General features: G+C 59.5%; 19 protein-coding genes. 10 read left to right on the top strand and 9 right to left on the bottom strand.

What is annotated here, in order from left to right; all coding sequences use genetic code 11:
* The first annotated feature begins 2 nt into the window (after nt 1-2).
* The 3 genes from FBY01_RS16680 to cysB all read left to right on the top strand — a co-directional run bounded on the left by FBY01_RS16680 (nt 3) and on the right by cysB (nt 2,597).
* Entirely contained in the window at nt 3-908 is a 906-nt protein-coding gene (locus FBY01_RS16680) for a 5'-nucleotidase (protein ID WP_145308649.1), read from the top strand.
* A 95-nt stretch (nt 909-1,003) separates the two neighbouring features.
* Nucleotides 1,004-1,507 carry a universal stress protein gene (locus FBY01_RS16675; protein ID WP_010461329.1) on the top strand — a complete coding sequence of 168 codons (504 nt, stop codon included), beginning with the start codon at nt 1,004-1,006 and terminating at the stop codon, nt 1,505-1,507.
* A 115-nt stretch (nt 1,508-1,622) separates the two neighbouring features.
* On the top strand, nt 1,623-2,597 hold the full coding sequence (gene cysB, locus FBY01_RS16670; protein ID WP_010461327.1) for an HTH-type transcriptional regulator CysB: 975 nt from the start codon (nt 1,623-1,625) through the stop codon (nt 2,595-2,597).
* A 6-nt stretch (nt 2,598-2,603) separates the two neighbouring features.
* Here cysB and FBY01_RS16665 read toward each other — a convergent pair whose 3' ends face one another.
* The gene (locus FBY01_RS16665; RefSeq protein WP_145308647.1) at nt 2,604-3,086 is read right to left on the bottom strand and encodes a GreA/GreB family elongation factor; all 483 of its coding nucleotides are present in this window, start codon (nt 3,084-3,086) and stop codon (nt 2,604-2,606) included.
* Between the two features lie 2 nt (nt 3,087-3,088).
* On the bottom strand, nt 3,089-3,499 hold the full coding sequence (locus tag FBY01_RS16660) for a hypothetical protein (RefSeq protein WP_010461324.1): 411 nt from the start codon (nt 3,497-3,499) through the stop codon (nt 3,089-3,091).
* Between the two features lie 124 nt (nt 3,500-3,623).
* On the opposite strand from FBY01_RS16660, the gene earP reads away from it, so the two are divergent.
* Together earP and FBY01_RS16650 are read left to right on the top strand one after the other, a co-directional pair.
* Nucleotides 3,624-4,781: an elongation factor P maturation arginine rhamnosyltransferase EarP gene (earP, locus tag FBY01_RS16655; RefSeq protein WP_145308645.1), complete on the top strand. Its 1,158-nt coding sequence runs from the start codon at nt 3,624-3,626 to the stop codon at nt 4,779-4,781.
* A 48-nt stretch (nt 4,782-4,829) separates the two neighbouring features.
* On the top strand, nt 4,830-5,399 hold the full coding sequence (locus FBY01_RS16650) for an elongation factor P (RefSeq protein ID WP_007943632.1): 570 nt from the start codon (nt 4,830-4,832) through the stop codon (nt 5,397-5,399).
* 174 nt (nt 5,400-5,573) lie between these two features.
* Here the strand turns inward: FBY01_RS16650 and FBY01_RS16645 are convergent, their stop codons facing one another.
* The 4 genes from FBY01_RS16645 to FBY01_RS16630 all read right to left on the bottom strand — a co-directional run bounded on the left by FBY01_RS16645 (nt 5,574) and on the right by FBY01_RS16630 (nt 8,874).
* Entirely contained in the window at nt 5,574-6,587 is a 1,014-nt protein-coding gene (locus tag FBY01_RS16645; RefSeq protein WP_145308643.1) for an alpha/beta hydrolase, read from the bottom strand.
* 33 nt (nt 6,588-6,620) lie between these two features.
* Complete coding sequence (locus tag FBY01_RS16640; RefSeq protein WP_010461312.1) at nt 6,621-7,040, bottom strand: organic hydroperoxide resistance protein; 420 nt, start codon at nt 7,038-7,040, stop codon at nt 6,621-6,623.
* 346 nt (nt 7,041-7,386) lie between these two features.
* Nucleotides 7,387-7,848 carry a MarR family winged helix-turn-helix transcriptional regulator gene (locus FBY01_RS16635; RefSeq protein ID WP_042932887.1) on the bottom strand — a complete coding sequence of 154 codons (462 nt, stop codon included), beginning with the start codon at nt 7,846-7,848 and terminating at the stop codon, nt 7,387-7,389.
* Nucleotides 7,849-7,917: 69 nt separating this feature from the next.
* Nucleotides 7,918-8,874, bottom strand: a complete 957-nt coding sequence (locus FBY01_RS16630) for a LysR family transcriptional regulator (protein ID WP_083374703.1) — start codon at nt 8,872-8,874, stop codon at nt 7,918-7,920.
* Nucleotides 8,875-8,998: 124 nt separating this feature from the next.
* On the opposite strand from FBY01_RS16630, the gene FBY01_RS16625 reads away from it, so the two are divergent.
* Nucleotides 8,999-9,733, top strand: a complete 735-nt coding sequence (locus FBY01_RS16625) for a sulfite exporter TauE/SafE family protein (RefSeq protein WP_042932884.1) — start codon at nt 8,999-9,001, stop codon at nt 9,731-9,733.
* Here FBY01_RS16625 and FBY01_RS16620 read toward each other — a convergent pair.
* Nucleotides 9,723-10,577, bottom strand: coding sequence for a LysR substrate-binding domain-containing protein (locus FBY01_RS16620; RefSeq protein ID WP_010461304.1), 855 nt, complete (start codon nt 10,575-10,577; stop codon nt 9,723-9,725). The two genes, FBY01_RS16625 and FBY01_RS16620, sit on opposite strands and share 11 nt — an antisense overlap.
* Nucleotides 10,578-10,673: 96 nt before the next feature.
* Here FBY01_RS16620 and FBY01_RS16615 point away from each other — a divergent pair, with 96 nt between their 5' ends.
* Nucleotides 10,674-10,889 carry a DUF1127 domain-containing protein gene (locus FBY01_RS16615; protein ID WP_010461302.1) on the top strand — a complete coding sequence of 72 codons (216 nt, stop codon included), beginning with the start codon at nt 10,674-10,676 and terminating at the stop codon, nt 10,887-10,889.
* Between the two features lie 64 nt (nt 10,890-10,953).
* Nucleotides 10,954-12,183, top strand: coding sequence for a winged helix-turn-helix domain-containing protein (locus tag FBY01_RS16610; protein ID WP_145308641.1), 1,230 nt, complete (start codon nt 10,954-10,956; stop codon nt 12,181-12,183).
* Between the two features lie 90 nt (nt 12,184-12,273).
* Here FBY01_RS16610 and FBY01_RS16605 read toward each other — a convergent pair whose 3' ends face one another.
* Nucleotides 12,274-13,620 (bottom strand): class II 3-deoxy-7-phosphoheptulonate synthase, encoded by a 1,347-nt coding sequence (locus FBY01_RS16605; RefSeq protein ID WP_083374701.1) that lies wholly within the window; start codon nt 13,618-13,620, stop codon nt 12,274-12,276.
* 149 nt (nt 13,621-13,769) lie between these two features.
* Here FBY01_RS16605 and FBY01_RS16600 point away from each other — a divergent pair, with 149 nt between their 5' ends.
* A complete protein-coding gene (locus tag FBY01_RS16600) occupies nt 13,770-14,525 on the top strand; it encodes a spermidine synthase (RefSeq protein ID WP_010461296.1) in 756 nt (251 codons plus the stop codon).
* 138 nt (nt 14,526-14,663) lie between these two features.
* On the opposite strand, the gene FBY01_RS16595 is transcribed toward FBY01_RS16600, so the two are convergent.
* Nucleotides 14,664-15,455: a crotonase/enoyl-CoA hydratase family protein gene (locus FBY01_RS16595; RefSeq protein ID WP_010461293.1), complete on the bottom strand. Its 792-nt coding sequence runs from the start codon at nt 15,453-15,455 to the stop codon at nt 14,664-14,666.
* A gap of 434 nt (nt 15,456-15,889) precedes the next feature.
* Here FBY01_RS16595 and FBY01_RS16585 point away from each other — a divergent pair, with 434 nt between their 5' ends.
* On the top strand, nt 15,890-17,563 hold the full coding sequence (locus tag FBY01_RS16585) for a DEAD/DEAH box helicase (protein ID WP_008146183.1): 1,674 nt from the start codon (nt 15,890-15,892) through the stop codon (nt 17,561-17,563).
* Nucleotides 17,564-17,696 lie beyond the last annotated feature (133 nt).

Below are 17,696 nucleotides of genomic sequence, written 5' to 3'. Positions count from 1 at the left end.
GCATGGCAAAGACTATCGACGACAGACTGGTGCTGGCGATCTCGTCGCGAGCGCTATTCGACCTGGACGAAAGCCACAAGGTTTATGAGTCGAGCGGCGTCGAAGCCTACCGGCAATATCAGATCGAGCACGAAGACGAAATCCTCGCGCCCGGGGATGCGTTTCCGTTGGTGGAGAAACTGCTCAATCTGAACGCCAGCCTCGGTCGGGCCCGGGTCGAGGTGATCCTGGTGTCGCGCAACAGCGCCGACACCGGCCTGCGCGTATTCAACTCGATTAATCATTATGGCCTGGCGATTTCCCGCGCGGCGTTCGTTGGCGGGCGCAGTCCTTATCCGTACCTCAAGGCCTTTGGCTGCGACCTGTTTCTCTCCACCCACGCCGAAGACGTGCGCAGCGCGCTGGATGCCGGATTTGCTGCAGCAACCATTCTGTCGGGCGGTGCCAGCCGTGCAGCCAGCGATGAATTGCGCATCGCCTTTGACGGTGATGCCGTGCTGTTTTCCGACGAGTCCGAGCGGATCTATCAGTCCGGCGGCCTGGAAGCGTTCCAGGCCAGCGAACGCGAATCGGCCCGCGAGCCTTTGCGCGGAGGTCCGTTCAAAGGCTTCCTCGCCGCCCTCAATCTGTTGCAACGCGAGTTTCCCGATGACGCCTGTCCGATCCGCACCGCCCTGGTGACGGCGCGGTCGGCGCCAGCCCATGAGCGGGTGATTCGTACTTTGCGCGAGTGGGACATTCGTCTGGACGAGTCGCTGTTTCTTGGTGGGCTGACCAAGTCGGCGTTTCTCGAAGCGTTCGCCGCCGATGTGTTTTTCGACGACCAGGCCGGCCATTGTGAACTGGCCCGCGAAGTGGTCGCCACCGGCCACGTGCCCCACGGCATCAGCAACGAGCAAAAAGTTTAAGCCCTCCGTTCAACACGTTACGCCGCACGTCGCACTCGCCAAGGCACTGCTAAGCTGAATCAAATCTCCGCCATGTTGGCACGCGAGGAGGTCATATGATTCATTCGATGCTGTATGCCACGGACCTCGGGCTGTACGCACCGTTGGTGATGCAGCATGCCTTGGCGCTGGCGCGGACATTCAATGCTGATTTGTATGTGGTGCACGCCGTTGAACCCATGGGGTTGTTTGCCGAATCAGTGCTGCAGAGTTACCTCGATGAGCAGGCCTTGAACGAGTTTCACAGTCAGGGCTTGAATACGGTGATCGCCAATATCGAGCAGCGGGTGCTCGACAGCTTTCGAGAGGAGTTGGGGGATGAAGGGGAGCAGGATCTGGAGCGGATCAAAGCGGTGCGGGTGCTGCAGGGTGACCCGTCACAGGTGATTCTCGACCAGGCGCAGAAACTCTCCGTGGATTTGTTGATCGTAGGTAGTCATAGCCATGGTGCAGGTGCGGAAACACCCCTGGGCCGGACCGCTGCGCGGGTGTTGCAACTGTCTCGGGTGCCGGTTTACCTGGTGCCGCTGGTTGAACGTCGCCGCCAAGGGGATCGCTAGAACAACAGATAGTGGCAATTTGACAAAAAAGTTCTAGATTTATTCTTCGAACCATTAATATAGTTATATATCGTCGCTGATGCCCGTGGCGTCTACCTTGCTTTGAGGGATTCATATGAAGCTTCAACAACTGCGCTACATCTGGGAAGTGGCGCACCACGACCTCAACGTTTCCGCTACGGCCCAAAGCCTTTACACCTCGCAACCGGGCATCAGCAAGCAGATCCGTCTGCTGGAAGACGAACTGGGCGTCGAGGTTTTTGCCCGCAGCGGCAAGCACCTGACCCGCGTCACCCCAGCCGGCGAGCGCATCATCACCACCGCCGGCGAGATCCTGCGCAAGGTTGAAAGCATCAAGCAGATCGCCCAGGAATTCTCCAACGAGAAGAAAGGCACCCTGTCGATCGCCACTACGCACACTCAGGCACGTTATGCCTTGCCGCCGGTGATCAGCAATTTCATCAAGCAGTACCCGGACGTTGCCCTGCACATGCACCAGGGTTCGCCGATGCAAATCGCTGAAATGGCCGCTGACGGCACCGTGGATTTCGCCATTGCCACCGAAGCCCTGGAGCTGTTCGGCGACCTGGTGATGATGCCGTGCTACCGCTGGAACCGCTGCGTGGTCGTGCCTCAGGGCCACCCGCTGACCAAGGTGTCCAAGCTGACTCTCGAAGCCTTGGCCGAATACCCGATCGTGACTTACGTGTTCGGTTTTACCGGCCGTTCGAAACTCGATGAAGCCTTCAGCCATCGCGGCCTGACGCCGAAAGTGGTGTTCACCGCGGCCGACGCCGACGTGATCAAGACTTATGTTCGTCTGGGCCTGGGCGTGGGCATCGTGGCAAAAATGGCAGTCGATGCCAAACTCGACAGCGATCTGGTCATGCTCGATGCCAGCGACCTGTTCGAATCCAGCATCACTAAAATCGGTTTCCGTCGTGGCACCTTTCTGCGTGGTTTCATGTGCGACTTCATCGAGAAGTTCGCGCCGCACCTGACCCGCGAAGTCATGGCCAAGGCCATTCAGTGCCACAACAAGCAGGAGTTGGAAGAGCTGTTCGACGGCGTCGAACTGCCGGTCCACTGATCCCTTTTAAATCACCTCGGTAACAGCAAACTGTTGCCGAGCGCCCGCCACCAGAATCTCTACCTCGTCCCCTTCGAACTTGCCCAGCAGGCTTTTACCCAGCGGTGAGCGAGGGGTGATGACGGTGATCATCTGTCCGACCATATCGACTTTCAGACCCGCTGCGTCAGGCGCCAGAAACAGCCACTGCTCACGACCCTTTTCGTCTTCCAGGCCGAGCAGGGCGCCCACTTCGATCCCGCGTTGTGGGTCATACGGGCGCAAGGCCAGGTTTTGGCAAAGCACGAGTGACTGCCTGATTTCTTCGACACGCCTGGCCTGTCCGGCCGCCAGATAAGACGCCTCCAACCCCAACGTGTCGTACTTGTTTTCGGCGATGTTTTCTTCGTGGGTCGCGGTTTCGTAAGCGGTTTGCGCGGCACGTTCGGCGATGTCGAGATCGATTCGAAGCTTGTCGAGAATCAGTTGGTGGACGGTTTGCTTATTCATGATCAGTCGCAGAATTGCAGGACATTGGCGCGGCTTTTTTCGCTCGGCGCGGTCTGGTCCTGTTGCAGCCAGAACTGGCATTTCGGATTGGACAGGTTGCGACCGCTGCTGCGGGCCTGATCCATGCGTTGCTGCTGCTCGTTCTTGCGCAGGTTCTCTTCGTACTGTTCGAACAGCGGGCTTTGCGCCGGGATGTCCGGCACCGGCTGCACTACCACTGGCGGCTTGGCCAGTTGCTCTACAGCGGCTGCGACCGGCGCGAGTTGCTCGCTGAACAGCAGGCGCGAGGCGAGCCAGCAGGTCAGCGCAATTGCGAGGAATCCAAGCCACAGACCGAGGGCAATGCTGCCGGTCAATTGCAGCGCATTGAGCTGAATCGGCAACGGGCGGCGCGGGGCGGGACGGTAGGGCATGGCTGCCTCCTGGCGGGTGGTCGCGGGCGAATGGCGATTGTCGCACGAAGATTAATCGCCGTCGGCTCTTCTGCGTGAGGTAATTTATGCGGACAATCGGCGCCTTTGCCAACGGGAGCCTGGAATGCCTGAAATGCCTCAAGTGAAAAACCGCTGGCGCTGGGATATTTTTTGCACCGTGGTCGACAACTTTGGCGACATCGGCGTGACCTGGCGCCTGGCCCGACAGTTGGTGGCCCAGCATGCCGTGGCGGTGCGGTTGTGGGTCGATGACCTGCGGGCCTTTGAACGTATCTGTCCTGAAATCGACATCAGCGCCACGCAGCAATGGCAGCAGGGTGTGGAGGTGCATCAGTGGCCCACCGAATGGCAACCCGCTGAAGCCGCTGATGTGGTGATCGCCGCGTTCGCCTGCCAGTTGCCGGGCCCTTACATGGACGCCATGGCTTCGCGGGAAAAGCCGCCGCTGTGGATGAACCTCGACTACCTGAGCGCCGAAGACTGGGTGATCGGTTGTCACGGTTTGCCGTCGGTGAAGTACAAGAATGTGCAGAAGTACTTCTTCTTTCCGGGGTTTCAGAAAGGCACGGGCGGGTTGCTGCGTGAAAGCGGATTGCTTGAACGTCGCAGGCAGTTTCAGCAAGACCCCGAGGCGCAGCGAGCATTCCTGCAAGGCCTTGGGATTGATCGCGCGCCCAATGCCCAACTGATCTCGCTATTTGCCTACGAAAATAGCGGCTTGGCCAGTTGGCTGGACGTGATGGCCGTCGATTCGACACCCACGCATCTGTTGGTGCCCGAAGGCCGGATTCTCGGGGATGTCGAACGTTGGCTGGGCGTCGACGGATTGGCCGCCGGTGCGCTGCATGTGCGAGATCAATTGACCGTACAAATCCTGCCGTTCGTCCGACAGGATCAATACGATCACGTGCTTTGGTGTTGCGATTTCAACGCCGTGCGCGGTGAAGATTCCTTTGTCCGCGCGCAATGGGCAGGGCGGCCGCTGCTCTGGCACATCTATCAGCAGGACGAAGACATCCACCTGGACAAGCTCGACGCCTTCCTGACGCTGTACACGAAAGGCCTGTCCGAGCCTGCCGGCGAGGCGATCAGCGGTCTTTGGCGTGCGTGGAATGCGGGTCATGATATGTCCGACCACTGGCTTGCGACCCGTAAACACTGGCCCGAGCTGCAAAAACACGCCGAGACGTGGTGTCTGGAACAGGCCTTGCAGGCCGATCTTGCCGCGGCGCTGGTACAGTTTTATGTAAATTGGATATGATACGCGGCCTAGATTTTTGTAAATCCCATCCAAATTCGGATATTCGCAATGAAAACTGGTAAAGAACTGAAACCCGGTACCGTGATCCGTCTCGAAAACGATCCTTGGCTGGTTCAGAAAGCTGAATTCACCAAATCCGGTCGTAACAGCGCGATCATGAAGACCAAGCTGAAAAACCTGCTGACCGGTTACAAGACCGAGATCGTTTACAGCGCTGACGACAAACTGGACGACGTAATCCTCGACCGCAAAGAAGCGACCCTGTCCTTCATCAGCGGCGACACCTACACGTTCATGGACACCACTGACTACACCATGTACGAGCTGAACGCTGAAGACATCGAAGCCGTTCTGCCTTTCGTTGAAGAAGGCATGACCGATGTTTGCGAAGCGATCTTCTTCGAAGAGCGTCTGGTTTCCGTAGAACTGCCGACCACTATCGTGCGTCAGGTTGACTACACCGAAGGTTCCGCTCGCGGTGACACTTCCGGCAAGGTGATGAAGCCTGCCAAACTGAAGAACGGTACCGAGCTGTCGGTTGCCGACTTCATCGAAATCGGCGACATGATCGAGATCGATACCCGCGAAGGCGGTTCCTACAAAGGCCGTGCTAAATAAGCACAGCTTCAGGAATGAAAAAGCCCGACCATTGAGTCGGGCTTTTTTGTGCCTGTCTGAAACACCCGCCCCTGTAGGAGCGAGGCTTGCCCGCGAAGGCGTCGTGTCATTCAACATCGATGTCGACTGACACGACGCCTTCGCGGGCAAGCCTCGCTCCTACAGGGGGCGGTGTTATTTCAGGTGTTGCTTGAGTTCTTCGGACGCTTGCAGCATCGCCGACCGTACCGCCGGCACCTGGCTCACTACGTTAAGCAAGCCGTAGTCGTGAATCATCCCGTTGTAACGAACCGATGTGACCGGCACACCAGCCTCGTCGAGTTTGCGGGCATAGGCTTCACCTTCATCGCGCAACACGTCGGCACCGGCTGTCTGCACCAGCGCAGGCGGTAAGCCCTTCAGTTGCGCGGTGGTGGCCCGCAGCGGCGAGGCGTAGATTTCATTACGTTGTTTGGCGTCGGTGGTGTAGTTGTCCCAGAACCACTTCATCATGTTTTTGGTGAGGAAGTGACCCTCGGCAAACTGGTTGTAGGACGCGGTTTCGAAGCTGGCATCGGTCACCGGCCACAGCAGCACCTGGAACTTGATCGCCGGCGTGCCCTTGTCTTTGGCCATCAGTGCAACCACGGCTGCCATGTTGCCACCGACGCTGTTGCCGGCCACGGCCAGGCGTTTGCCGTCGACGTTGATCTCTTTACCGTGCTCGGCCACCCATTTGGTCGCGGCGTAGGCCTGGTTGATCGCCACCGGATAATGCGCTTCCGGGGACGGGGTGTAATTGACGAACACCGCTGCTGCACCCGACCCTGTCACCAGGTCGCGAACCAGACGTTCGTGGGTCGGGAAATCTCCCAGCACCCATCCGCCGCCGTGAAAGAACATGAACACTGGCAGCTCGCCCTTGACACCGGCCGGCCGGACGATGGTCAGGCTGAGCGGTTGGCCGTCGACCTGGATGGTCTTCTCGCTGACATCGGCTTTTGGCAGCGTCAGTTTCACCGAGGCTTGCGCACCCACCAGCACCGCACGGGCTTCTTTGGGGGTGAGTTGTTCCATCGGTTTGCCGGTGCCGGAATTCAGAACGTCGAGGAACGCCTGGGTGTTGTGTTCAACCCCATCACCTGCGAACGCGTTACTGATGGACATAGCGAGAAGGGTGCCGGTCAAGACTTTGCTGAAAGTGTTCATGTTCATTTCCTGTTCGGGCCTGGTAGTCGGCGGTTAGACGGTGACGTGCAGGCGCACATCGACGTTGCCACGGGTCGCGTTCGAGTACGGGCAGACTTGGTGAGCCGCCTCGACCAGGCTTTGCGCGTCGGCTTGTTCAAGACCTGGCAGGCTGATGTGCAGGTCGATGTCCAGGCCGAAACCACCAGGGATCTGGCCGATGCCGACATGGGCGGTGATCGACGCGTCGTTCGGGATGCTGCGTTTGGTCTGGCTGGCGACGAATTTCAGCGCGCCGATGAAGCAGGCGGAGTAGCCGGCGGCGAACAATTGCTCAGGGTTGGTCGCTGCGCCGCCGGCACCACCGAGCTCTTTCGGGGTGGCGAGTTTGACGTCGAGGATGTTGTCACTGGAAACCGCACGACCGTCACGGCCGCCAGTGGAGGTTGCGATTGCGGTGTAGAGAGTTTGCATGGTGTGAGCCTCGTTCAGATTTGATTTGTTTGCGCTAAATGTTTGCGCGCTAAGTAAGTGCGAGATGAATGTATCGCGCTAATAGTTAGCGCGCAATATAAATTTTTGAAAAAGTTTTGGTTTGGAGAAGTGCGCGGGTTGGAGGTGTTGAGTTAGAGCGGTCGCGGCAGGATTTTTTAGCGGAAGATTTTTTCGAAGGAAGCAACGCGATCAACTGGGACACCACAAAACAAATGTGGGAGTGAGCCTGCTCGCGATGACGAAGTGTCAGTCAGTATCAATGCTCAATGACACACTGCAATCGCGAGCAGGCTCGCTCCCACAGGGATTTGGGGGGATTGAGGGATTAAAGGCTGTCTTGCAGATTGCTACGCAGCTCTTGCAGCTCCGCTTGCAGTTTTTGCAATCTCTCAAGCGTCATTCCGCTTGCACCGAGGATGCACTGGGGAATGCTGCGTGCCTTGTCGCGCAACGCACGGCCTTGTTCGGTCAGCTCGACGATCACCACCCGTTCATCCTCTCGGCTGCGGGTGCGACTGAGCAATCCTTCGACCTCCAGGCGTTTGAGCAAGGGGGTCAGTGAGCCGGGGTCTGTCAGCAGTCGCGTGCTGATTTCGCCTACGGTCAGCCCGTCCCGCTCCCACAACACCATCATCGCCAGATACTGCGGATAGGTCAGCCCCAGCGCTTGCAACAGCGGCTTGTAGACCTTGGTCATCAGCAGCGAGGTGGAATGCAGGGCGAAACAAGCCTGATTATCCAGCAGCAGCGGGTCGCAGTTATCCGGGGTGGTGCGTTCGGTGGTCATTTCAAAGCCTTGATCAGTGATCGTCATGAATCTAGCGGGCGAATCTTTAATGCACCAGACAATTCTAGACTAATGCCGGTCCAGGGTGTTTTGCAGTGCCAGGTCCCACGGCGGAATCGGGCTGAAGCGGGTTTTCAGATACTCCAGCAATAAGCGGCTTCGGGAGTTGGGTTGTTGCTCAAGACGTAATGCATAGATGCCGGTGGTCTCCGGTGGAGGCAAGCCGTTTTCACAAAACAGCGGCAGCAACTCGCCACGCAAAAGGTACTCGCTGGCCAGCCAGGTCGGCAAATGCGCGATGCCCAGCCCCGCCAACGCCCCACAGACCAGTGCTTCGGCATTGTTGGCACTCATGCGGATGCGCGCCGGGCGATGCAGGTGCAGGTGCCCGTCGCGCTCAAAGCGCCAGGCAAAGGGTGGGGCCAGGCCGTCCCAGTCGAGGCCGTCATGTTCGATCAACTGCGCCGGTTCGGTCGGGACGCCGCGGCGTTTCAGGTATTGCGGGCTGGCACAGGCAATGCGCACCATACTTGCCAGCGGCGTGGCCACCAGACGGGTGTCGGCCATTTGCCCTGCGCGCAGCACCAGATCCACCTTCCCCAGATTCAGCCCCTGCATGTCGACAAAACTGTCGATCAGATGCAATTGCACGTCGAGGCCCGGATAGAGCATCAGGAAGTCGGCAATCACCGGCGCCAAGTGCCGTCGGCCGAACGCCGCTGGCGCATCGATGCGGATCAAGCCCTCCGGCGCACTGCTCAGGGATACGGCTTCGGCGCGGGCCAGGCGCAGTTCCGCCACAATCCGTCGCGCCCGCTCGGCGAACGCCAGGCCAGCAGGAGTAGCACGCACCGCGTGGGTGCTGCGAATGAACAACTGGCTGCCGACTGCGTTTTCCAGGCTGTCGATACGTCGCGCCACCGCCGAAGGCGTCAGCGGATGTCGCCGGGACGCTGCGGAAAAGCTCCCGGTTTCCAGCACATCAAGGAACAGGCCGAGTTGATCGGTCAATTGATTCGGGTTCATGGTGTGTCAGCGCTTGTGCGAAGTTGGCACAGCCATTGTGCGTTGCTGTGCGTTTCCCCGCCAGCGCCGACTGCGTAGGATGAATGGACTGATAAAAGGAAAATCGCCTGTGATTGAGTTTGTGATGTATCTGGTCTTCGGCGCCGCCCTGGGAACTCTCGGTGGGCTATTCGGCATTGGCGGTGGTTTGATCGCGATTCCGCTACTAGGCGTGCTGTTCGGTCTCGATCAGCAAATTGCCCAGGGCACGGCGTTGGTCATGGTGGTGCCCAACGTGATGCTGGCGTTGTGGCGCTATCACCAGCGCAACCGCATCGAAATGCGCCATGCACTGCCATTGGCCGCAATGGGCTTTTGCTTCGCCTGGATCGGGTCGATTTGGGCGGTAGGCATTGACGCGCAAACCATGCGCGTGGGGTTTGTTGCGTTTCTGATTGCCCTGTCGACCTACAACCTGGTGCGCATGTTCACCGCCAACGCACCGGCCTCTGCACAAATGCGTTATTCCTGGCCATGGTTGGGCGTACTGGGCGCGGCATCCGGCACCATGGGCGGGTTGTTCGGGGTTGGCGGTGCGGTGGTGGCGACGCCGGTGCTGACCAGCCTGTTCGGCACCTCTCAGGTGGTGGCCCAAGGCTTGTCGCTGGCCCTGGCTCTGCCCAGCACCGGCGTCACACTGGTGACTTACGCCGTGCATCACCAAGTGGACTGGATGATCGGGTTGCCGTTGGCTGTCGGCGGATTGATGAGCATCAGCTGGGGCGTGAAGATCGCCCACGCCATGCCGGAGCGGCTATTGCGCGGGTTGTTCTGCGGGTTCCTGGTGCTGTGCGCGGTGATGCTCGCGTTTAAAGTTTGAAGCCTTCGACGATGTGCTCGGCCAGGCACTCGGTGATCGGGGACGGGTTGTGCAGATTGCGCACCAGCATGATGCAGGCTTCCGGCAACAGCGGCAGGTCTTCGGCTTCTCCCAGGATGCGCATGTCCGGCGTGATCAGGCTTTCCAGTTGCGCAGTTACCGCGAGGCCCGCACTGACCACGGCCATTAACGCCGACAGGCTCGAACTGTTGTAGGCGATGCGGTAATCGCGCCCCATGGCGTCCAGCGCATTACACGCCCACAGCCTGCAGAAACAATCACTGTTGAACATCGCCAGGGGCAGTGGCGTCTGCTCGTGGGCGTTGAAGCATTGTGCTTCGGCCCAGACGAAACGCTCCTTGCGCAGCAACTGGCCGATTTCAGTACCGGGCTCGCGGGTGACGATGGACAAGTCCAGGTCCTGGCGTTGCAACAGTTGTTTGGTTGATTCGCAGTGAACCTCGATCTGGATCAGCGGGTAGAACTTGGCGAAACGCGACAGGATCCCCGGCAGGAAACGCATGACATAATCGTCGGGCGTGCCGATGCGTACGGTGCCGACCATGTGCGGCTCGCGCAGGGTGTTGAAAACTTCGCTGTGGAGTTTGAGGATGCGCCGCGCGTAACCCAGCAACACCTGGCCCTCGGCGGTCAACTTGACCTGGCGTCCATCACGTTCGAACAGCTGGCGCTGCAACACGTCTTCTTCCAGACGCTTCATCTGCATGCTCACCGCTGACTGCGTGCGGTTGACCATTTCACCGGCACGGGTAAAACCACCCTGGTCGGCAATGGCGACAAAGGTGCGTAGCACGTCAGTATCGATACTTGGGTACGCCGACATCCATCAATCTCCGAGATGGTTACCATCAGAAACATTCGTTGGATTGATCTTAGCGCTGAGGCGAGACTTGAGCCATCCCTAAAGGAGGGCAACAAGATGAAAGGTCATAACGAGCATGTAACGGAAGAAAAATTCTCAATCCACGCGGTATCCGATCTGCTGCACAAGTTTAGTCGCTGGTACGAACTTCACCGTGAACGTGAGCTGCTGGCAAGTTTGAGCGACGAAGCACTGAAGGACATTGGCGTGAGTCGTGCCGATGTCGAACATGAATCGGTCAGGCCGTTCTGGGATGATCCGATGCATAAATGATGAGGCCATCGCTACACAAACCCCTCTCTGGTGAGGTAGGTTGCGAGCAGACACGGAGGTATTCATGCCCGCAACGCTGTCCTTTTCCAACAAACAGGCTCGACGTCTGGCGCTGGCCGCCCAAGGGTTCAACGGGCGGCAACCGCCAGCGGCGATCAAACCGGTTCAGCTCAACCGGCTGATCGAACGGCTGGGCATTCTGCAGATCGATTCGGTCAATGCGTTGGTGCGCTCGCACTACCTTCCTTTGTTTTCCCGCCTCGGAAATTACTCCCCCGATTTGCTCGATCAGGCTGCCTGGAGTCAGGGCCGACGTCGCACGTTATTCGAGTATTGGGGCCATGAAGCTTCGTTGCTGCCTATGTCGATGTACCCCTTGATGCGCTGGCGCATGCAGCGTGCAACGCGTGGCGAAGACATCTACCAGCAACTGGCGCGTTTCGGTCGAGAGCAGCAGGACACGATTCGCCGAGTGCTGGCCTCGGTGCAGGAACTTGGCGCTCTGGGGGCTGGAAGTTTGTCGACCCGTCAGGAACGGGCCGGGCCATGGTGGGACTGGAGCGCTGAAAAACATGCGCTGGAATGGCTGTTCGCCGCCGGTGAAGTCACGGTCGCCGGTCGCCGCGGATTCGAGCGGTTGTATGATTTGCCGGAGCGGGTGATTCCTTCAGCGGTTCTGCAACAGCCTTTGGTCAGTGAGGCCGAGGCCCAGCGCGGGCTGTTGCTGCATGCGGCGACGGCATTAGGTGTCGGCACGGAAAAGGACCTGCGCGATTATTTTCGCCTGAACCCGGCAGACAGCCGGCCGCGTCTGGCTGAACTGATAGAGACGGGTGAATTACTGGCCTGCGAGGTTCAGGGCTGGCGTCAACCGGCCTTCTGCTTGCCCGAGCCGAAAGTGCCGCGCAAGGTCGAGTCCAGTGCCTTGCTATCACCTTTTGACTCGTTGATCTGGGAGCGCAGCCGCACCGAGCGGTTGTTCGATTTCCGTTATCGACTGGAGATTTACACGCCCCAGGACAAACGGGTCTACGGCTATTACGTACTGCCGTTTTTGCACAATGAGCGGATTGCCGCGCGGGTTGATCTGCGTGCCGAACGAGCATTGGGCCGGCTGGCGGTGCATGCCGTGCATGAAGAGGAGCCAGGGCTGGACGAGGCGGGGATGTTGGCGTTGGCGGTCAATCTGCGGCAAATGGCGGATTGGCTGGGGCTTGAGCAGGTTCAGCTCAATTGCCCGCGGGCGAGTGCGGCGCGCTTGCGGGTGGCGTTGGCACAGATTCAGGGTGGCTGAGCGGGCGCCTTCGCGGGCAAGCCTCGCTCCTACTGATTCAACGCAATCCTGTAGGCGCGAGGCCGTTGCCCGCGAATGGCGCGACGCGATTCAGCGCCGAACTTGCTTCAGCGTCTCGGCAATCAGGAACGCCAATTCCAGCGACTGATCGGCATTCATCCGCGGATCGCAATGGGTGTGGTAACGGTCCGACAACCCGTCTTCAGTGATTGGCCGGGCACCACCAATGCACTCGGTCACGTTCTGCCCGGTCATCTCGATGTGGATACCGCCGGCGTAACTGCCTTCTGCTTCGTGAACCTGGAAGAATTGCTTCACCTCACCGAGGATCTGCGCAAAGTCGCGGGTCTTGTAACCGCTGCTGGCCTTGATGGTGTTGCCGTGCATCGGGTCCGAGCTCCAGAGCACCTGCTTGCCTTCACGCTGCACCGCGCGGATCAACGCCGGCAAGTGATCGCCAACCTTGTTCGCGCCCATGCGTGCGATCAAATTCAAGCGGCCTGGGTCGTTGTCCGGGTTCAGCACGTCGATCAGGCGAATCAGGTCTTCGGGGTTCATGCTCGGGCCGACCTTTACCCCGATCGGATTATTCACGCCACGCAGGAATTCGACGTGGGCGCCATCGAGCTGACGGGTGCGGTCACCGATCCACAGCATGTGCGCTGAGCAATCGTAGTAATCGTTGGTCAGGCTGTCGCGGCGCACGAAGGCTTCTTCGTAATTCAGCAGCAGCGCTTCGTGGGCCGTGAAGAAACTGGTTTCGCGCAGTTGTGGCGAACTGTCCATGCCGCAAGCGCGCATGAAGGCCAGGGTTTCATCGATGCGATCGGCCAAGTGGCTGTATTTTTCAGCCAGCGCCGAGTTGGCGATGAAGTCCAGGTTCCATTTGTGCACCTGATGCAGGTCGGCAAAACCGCCTTGGGCGAAAGCGCGCAGCAGGTTCAGGGTCGCGGTGGACTGGTGGTAGGACTGGAGCAAGCGCTCCGGGTCCGGCACGCGGCTTTTTTCATCGAAACCGATGCCGTTGACGATATCGCCACGGTAGGCGGGGAGGGTTACACCGTCGATGGTTTCATCGTTGGCCGAGCGAGGCTTGGCGAACTGGCCGGCCATGCGCCCGACCTTGACCACCGGGCAACCCGCGGCGAAGGTCATGACAATCGCCATCTGCAGCAGGACTTTAAAGGTGTCGCGAATTTTTGCGGCCGAGAACTCGGCGAAGCTTTCGGCGCAATCGCCACCCTGCAACAGAAACGCGCGGCCCTGGGTGACTTCAGCGAACTGACGGCGCAACTCCCGGGCTTCACCGGCAAACACCAGCGGCGGGTAGCTGGCCAGGGTCTGCTCGACATGACGCAAATGCGCGGCGTCGGGGTAAAGGGGTTGTTGCTGGATCGGCAGGGCACGCCAGCTGTCAGGGCTCCAGGGTTGGCTCATCACGGTCTCGGTTGTTTTACGCTCGGACGTTCATGTTATCAGCAAATTAGTGCGTGACCTGTTCCGGTTGCTTCGCGGACAATCGCGCCTTTGCCGCTTCATGTTGCGGATTATCGCGTTGCCGGGCCAGGCGACGATCAGGAGACGAAATGACTGAGGAGCGCGTCGAGCATTTGCTCGCCGAGGTACAGGATGAGTTCGGCGTGATTCGCGTGCTGGAGGTGGCCGATTACCGATTTCTCGAGTTCGGTGATGCCATCGAGCAGAGCTGCGTGTTCACGGCTGACCCGAGCTGGCTCGAGTACGATTACACCCGGGCGATGCTGATTGGCGCGCTGTGCCACGAACAGCCGGAAAGCGCGCTGTTTCTTGGCCTCGGCGCCGGCACGCTGACCCAGGCGTGCCTCAAGTTTCTGCCCCTTGAAGATGTCGAAGCCATCGAGTTGCGCCCCGACGTACCGCGTCTGGCCATCGAATACCTGGGGCTCGATGATGATCCGCGTTTGTACATCCGCGTCGGCGATGCGCTGGAGTTGCTCGATACCGCTGAACCGGCGGACTTGATCTTCGTCGACCTTTATACCGATGTCGGTCCCGGTGTCGGGCATCTGGCCTGGAGCTTCCTGGAAAACTGTCAGAAACGCTTGAATCCGGGCGGCTGGCTGGTGATCAATCAATGGGCCACCGACGACGGCAAACCCTTGGGTGCTGCATTGTTGCGCGGGCTCTATCACCGGCATTACTGGGAGCTGCCGGTGAAGGAGGGCAATGTGATTCTGATCGTGCCTTCGGAGCTGGATCAGGAACTGGACATGAATGGACTGCTTGCCCGGGCCGAAGGGCTGGCGCCGCGGTTGGGGTATTCGTTGCAGTCGTTGATCAAGGCGATTCGCCCGGCGACTTGATGCAATGAGGCCTTGTGGCGAGGGAGCTTGCTCCCGCTTGAGTGCGCAGCACTCACAAGATTTGCATTGATTGCGAAGATTTTGGGGCCGCGTCGCAGCCCAGCGGGAGCAAGCCCCCTCGCCACAAAAGCAAATCTGTCAGCAGCCCTTGAAGATGCCCGGCCGCTTTTCGATCATTGACCGCACACCTTCCCGGGCATCCTCACTCGCCAGCAACTTCTTCACCAACGGCGGCAATGCCTGCGCCGCCGCAGTTTCCCCTTCGTATCGCGCCTGCCGGGCAGACATCAACGTCGCCTGAACCCCCAACGGCGCCTGCCGGGCGATCCGCTCAGCCAATTCAATGGCCCGTGGCAGCAGATCCTCGCTGGCCATGACTTCCTGCACCAACCCCAGGTGCAACGCTTCATGCGCATCAAATTCATCGCCAGTCAGCAGCCAGCGCATGGCATTGCCCCAGCCGGCGACTTGATGCAGGCGCAACGTGGCACCGCCGAAGGGGAAGATCCCGCGCTGCACTTCCTTCTGCGCAAAACGGGTGTTGCTGGCGCAGAGGTTGATGTCGGCGGCCAGCATCAGCTCGATGCCAATGGTCAGGCAGTAGCCTTGCGCGGCGACAATCACCGGTTTGCTCACTCGGGGCCCGGCAAACACGCCCCACGGATCGCAACCGCCGGGCGGTGCCTGCCAGCCCTCTGCGAGGGCCGCACTGGCATTGATCAGGTCGAGCCCGGCGGTGAAGTGCTCGCCATGAGCGAACACCACCGCCACCCGCGCTTCGCTGTCGGCCTCGAACTCGCCGTAAGCCAGGCTCAGTGCGTTGAGCAGATCGAGGTCGAAGGCATTGCGCTTGGCCACCCGATCCAGGCCGATCATCAGGACATGGCCGTGTTTTTCACGGGTGACACGACTGGAGTCGGGCTGATTCATGGAGCATTTCCTCGGGCGGGAAGGGTGTGCCAGGCCGCGGGTCAAAACCGCTGGTCTGCGTCACAAGGATGAACCGTTTTAGCGCCATCGCCAGCAGGGCCGGGCCTTTGAAAAATAGACCGTTGCACGATTATCTGCAAAGCGTGTGACATAACGGTGTATACGTCAGTTTTCCGACAAATAATGCTCCCTTTTTGGGCGATTTCCGGTATAGTGCGCGCCGGCCTTTAACCGGGCCGCGTTTAGGTAGCGCAATTTCCCGAAGTCAGCTTCGGCTGCACGTCCGCACAGCGGACTCTCCCTTGACGAATCTTTTTCATTCATTCGTTTTCGCAAATCCCCGCCGACAAAGCAGCCAGGGCGACTCTTGAGTCTTACACGGCATGCGCAGCTTTGGAGCATGGGTCTTTGCGGATGCACTTAGAGGCAGACCCATGACCCAGGAAACCGGCGGCTTCGCCGCTTTTAATCTTAATCCGAACATTCTTGCAGCCGTCATCGCGACTGGCTACGAAGAGCCTTCGGCTATTCAGCAGCAATCGATCCCGATCATCATGGCCGGTCACGACATGATTGGTCAGGCGCAAACCGGTACGGGTAAAACCGCCGCGTTCGCCCTGCCGATCCTGCACCGCATCGATCCTGCTAAGCGCGAGCCGCAAGCCCTGATCCTGGCGCCAACCCGTGAGTTGGCGCTGCAAGTAGCAACCGCTTTCGAAACCTACGCCAAGCAAATGCCGGGCGTTACCGTTGTGGCCGTTTACGGCGGCGCCCCGATGGGCCCACAACTGAAAGCAATCCGTAATGGCGCACAGATCGTTGTCGCCACACCGGGCCGTCTGTGCGACCACCTGCGTCGTGACGAAAAAGTCCTGTCGACCGTGAACCACCTGGTTCTGGACGAAGCGGACGAAATGCTCAAACTGGGTTTCATGGACGACCTCGAAGTTATCTTCAAGGCTCTGCCGCCAACCCGTCAGACCGTGTTGTTCTCGGCCACCCTGCCGCAGTCGATCCGTGCCATTGCCGAACGCCATCTGCGCGATCCGCAACACGTGAAGATCCAGACCAAAACTCAGACCGTTACCGCGATCGAACAGGCTCACCTGTTGGTTCACGCTGACCAGAAGACCTCGGCTGTATTGAGCCTGCTGGAAGTGGAAGACTTCGACGCCCTGATCATGTTCGTGCGCACCAAGCAAGCGACCCTGGACCTGGCCAGTGCCCTGGAAGCCAAAGGCTACAAAGCCGCTGCGCTGAACGGTGACATTGCTCAGAACCAACGTGAGCGCGTGATCGAATCCCTCAAGGATGGCCGTCTGGACATCGTTGTGGCGACCGACGTTGCTGCTCGTGGCCTGGACGTTCCGCGCATCACTCACGTATTTAACGTTGACATGCCGTACGATCCAGAGTCCTACGTTCACCGTATCGGCCGTACTGGCCGTGCCGGTCGCGAAGGTCGTGCACTGTTGCTGGTGACTCCGCGTGAGCGCCGCATGCTGCAAGTGATCGAGCGTGTAACCGGTCAGAAAGTTGCCGAAGTCCGCCTGCCGGATGCTCAGGCCGTTCTCGATGCCCGCATCAAGAAACTGACCAACAGCCTGTCGCCACTGGTAGCTGATGCTGAATCGACCCACGGTGATCTGCTGGATCGCCTGACTGCCGACATCGGTTGCACCCCGCGTGCACTGGCCGCTGCTCTGCTGCGCAAGGCAACCAACGCTCAGGCGCTGACCCTGGCCGCGATCGAGAAAGAACGTCCACTGGTGCCGAACAACGCACCGCGTGGCGATCGTCCAGAGCGCACCGGTGATCGTCCGGACCGTGGTGATCGTGAGCGTCGTGCTCCGGTTCCATTGGCCGAAGGTCGTGCTCGTTGCCGTACCGCGCTGGGTGCGCGCGATGGCATCGCTGCCAAGAACCTGCTGGGCGCTATCCTCAACGAGGGTGGCCTGGCTCGCGAAGCAATCGGTCGCATCCAGGTGCGTGACAGCTTCAGCCTCGTCGAGCTGCCGGAAGATGGTCTGGAGCGTCTGCTGACCAAGCTGAAGGACACTCGCGTTGCCGGTAAGCAGTTGAAGCTGCGTCGCTATCGCGAAGATTGATCCGCTCTCGGGCTGATTGATCGAACATAAAAAATCCCCGACTGGTTCGGGGATTTTTTTTGCCTGCTGTTTCTGCCCGGCTTTTGAGCGGAGTCGCCCCCATCGCGAGCAGGCTCGCTCCCACATTGGAATG

It is taken from the genome of Pseudomonas sp. SJZ077 (assembly GCF_007993905.1).
Classification (GTDB): Bacteria; Pseudomonadota; Gammaproteobacteria; order Pseudomonadales; family Pseudomonadaceae; genus Aquipseudomonas; species Aquipseudomonas mandelii.
This window is presented reverse-complemented; position numbering and strand designations above follow the sequence as displayed.

Coding starts and splice junctions, on each gene's coding strand:
- FBY01_RS16680 (WP_145308649.1), top strand. CDS start 3: ATGGCAAAGACTATCGACGACAGACTGGTGCTGGCGATCTCGTCGCGA.
- FBY01_RS16675 (WP_010461329.1), top strand. CDS start 1,004: ATGATTCATTCGATGCTGTATGCCACGGACCTCGGGCTGTACGCACCG.
- cysB (WP_010461327.1), top strand. CDS start 1,623: ATGAAGCTTCAACAACTGCGCTACATCTGGGAAGTGGCGCACCACGAC.
- FBY01_RS16665 (WP_145308647.1), bottom strand. CDS start 3,086: ATGAATAAGCAAACCGTCCACCAACTGATTCTCGACAAGCTTCGAATC.
- FBY01_RS16660 (WP_010461324.1), bottom strand. CDS start 3,499: ATGCCCTACCGTCCCGCCCCGCGCCGCCCGTTGCCGATTCAGCTCAAT.
- earP (WP_145308645.1), top strand. CDS start 3,624: ATGCCTGAAATGCCTCAAGTGAAAAACCGCTGGCGCTGGGATATTTTT.
- FBY01_RS16650 (WP_007943632.1), top strand. CDS start 4,830: ATGAAAACTGGTAAAGAACTGAAACCCGGTACCGTGATCCGTCTCGAA.
- FBY01_RS16645 (WP_145308643.1), bottom strand. CDS start 6,587: ATGAACACTTTCAGCAAAGTCTTGACCGGCACCCTTCTCGCTATGTCC.
- FBY01_RS16640 (WP_010461312.1), bottom strand. CDS start 7,040: ATGCAAACTCTCTACACCGCAATCGCAACCTCCACTGGCGGCCGTGAC.
- FBY01_RS16635 (WP_042932887.1), bottom strand. CDS start 7,848: ATGACCACCGAACGCACCACCCCGGATAACTGCGACCCGCTGCTGCTG.
- FBY01_RS16630 (WP_083374703.1), bottom strand. CDS start 8,874: ATGAACCCGAATCAATTGACCGATCAACTCGGCCTGTTCCTTGATGTG.
- FBY01_RS16625 (WP_042932884.1), top strand. CDS start 8,999: ATGTATCTGGTCTTCGGCGCCGCCCTGGGAACTCTCGGTGGGCTATTC.
- FBY01_RS16620 (WP_010461304.1), bottom strand. CDS start 10,577: ATGTCGGCGTACCCAAGTATCGATACTGACGTGCTACGCACCTTTGTC.
- FBY01_RS16615 (WP_010461302.1), top strand. CDS start 10,674: ATGAAAGGTCATAACGAGCATGTAACGGAAGAAAAATTCTCAATCCAC.
- FBY01_RS16610 (WP_145308641.1), top strand. CDS start 10,954: ATGCCCGCAACGCTGTCCTTTTCCAACAAACAGGCTCGACGTCTGGCG.
- FBY01_RS16605 (WP_083374701.1), bottom strand. CDS start 13,620: ATGAGCCAACCCTGGAGCCCTGACAGCTGGCGTGCCCTGCCGATCCAG.
- FBY01_RS16600 (WP_010461296.1), top strand. CDS start 13,770: ATGACTGAGGAGCGCGTCGAGCATTTGCTCGCCGAGGTACAGGATGAG.
- FBY01_RS16595 (WP_010461293.1), bottom strand. CDS start 15,455: ATGAATCAGCCCGACTCCAGTCGTGTCACCCGTGAAAAACACGGCCAT.
- FBY01_RS16585 (WP_008146183.1), top strand. CDS start 15,890: ATGACCCAGGAAACCGGCGGCTTCGCCGCTTTTAATCTTAATCCGAAC.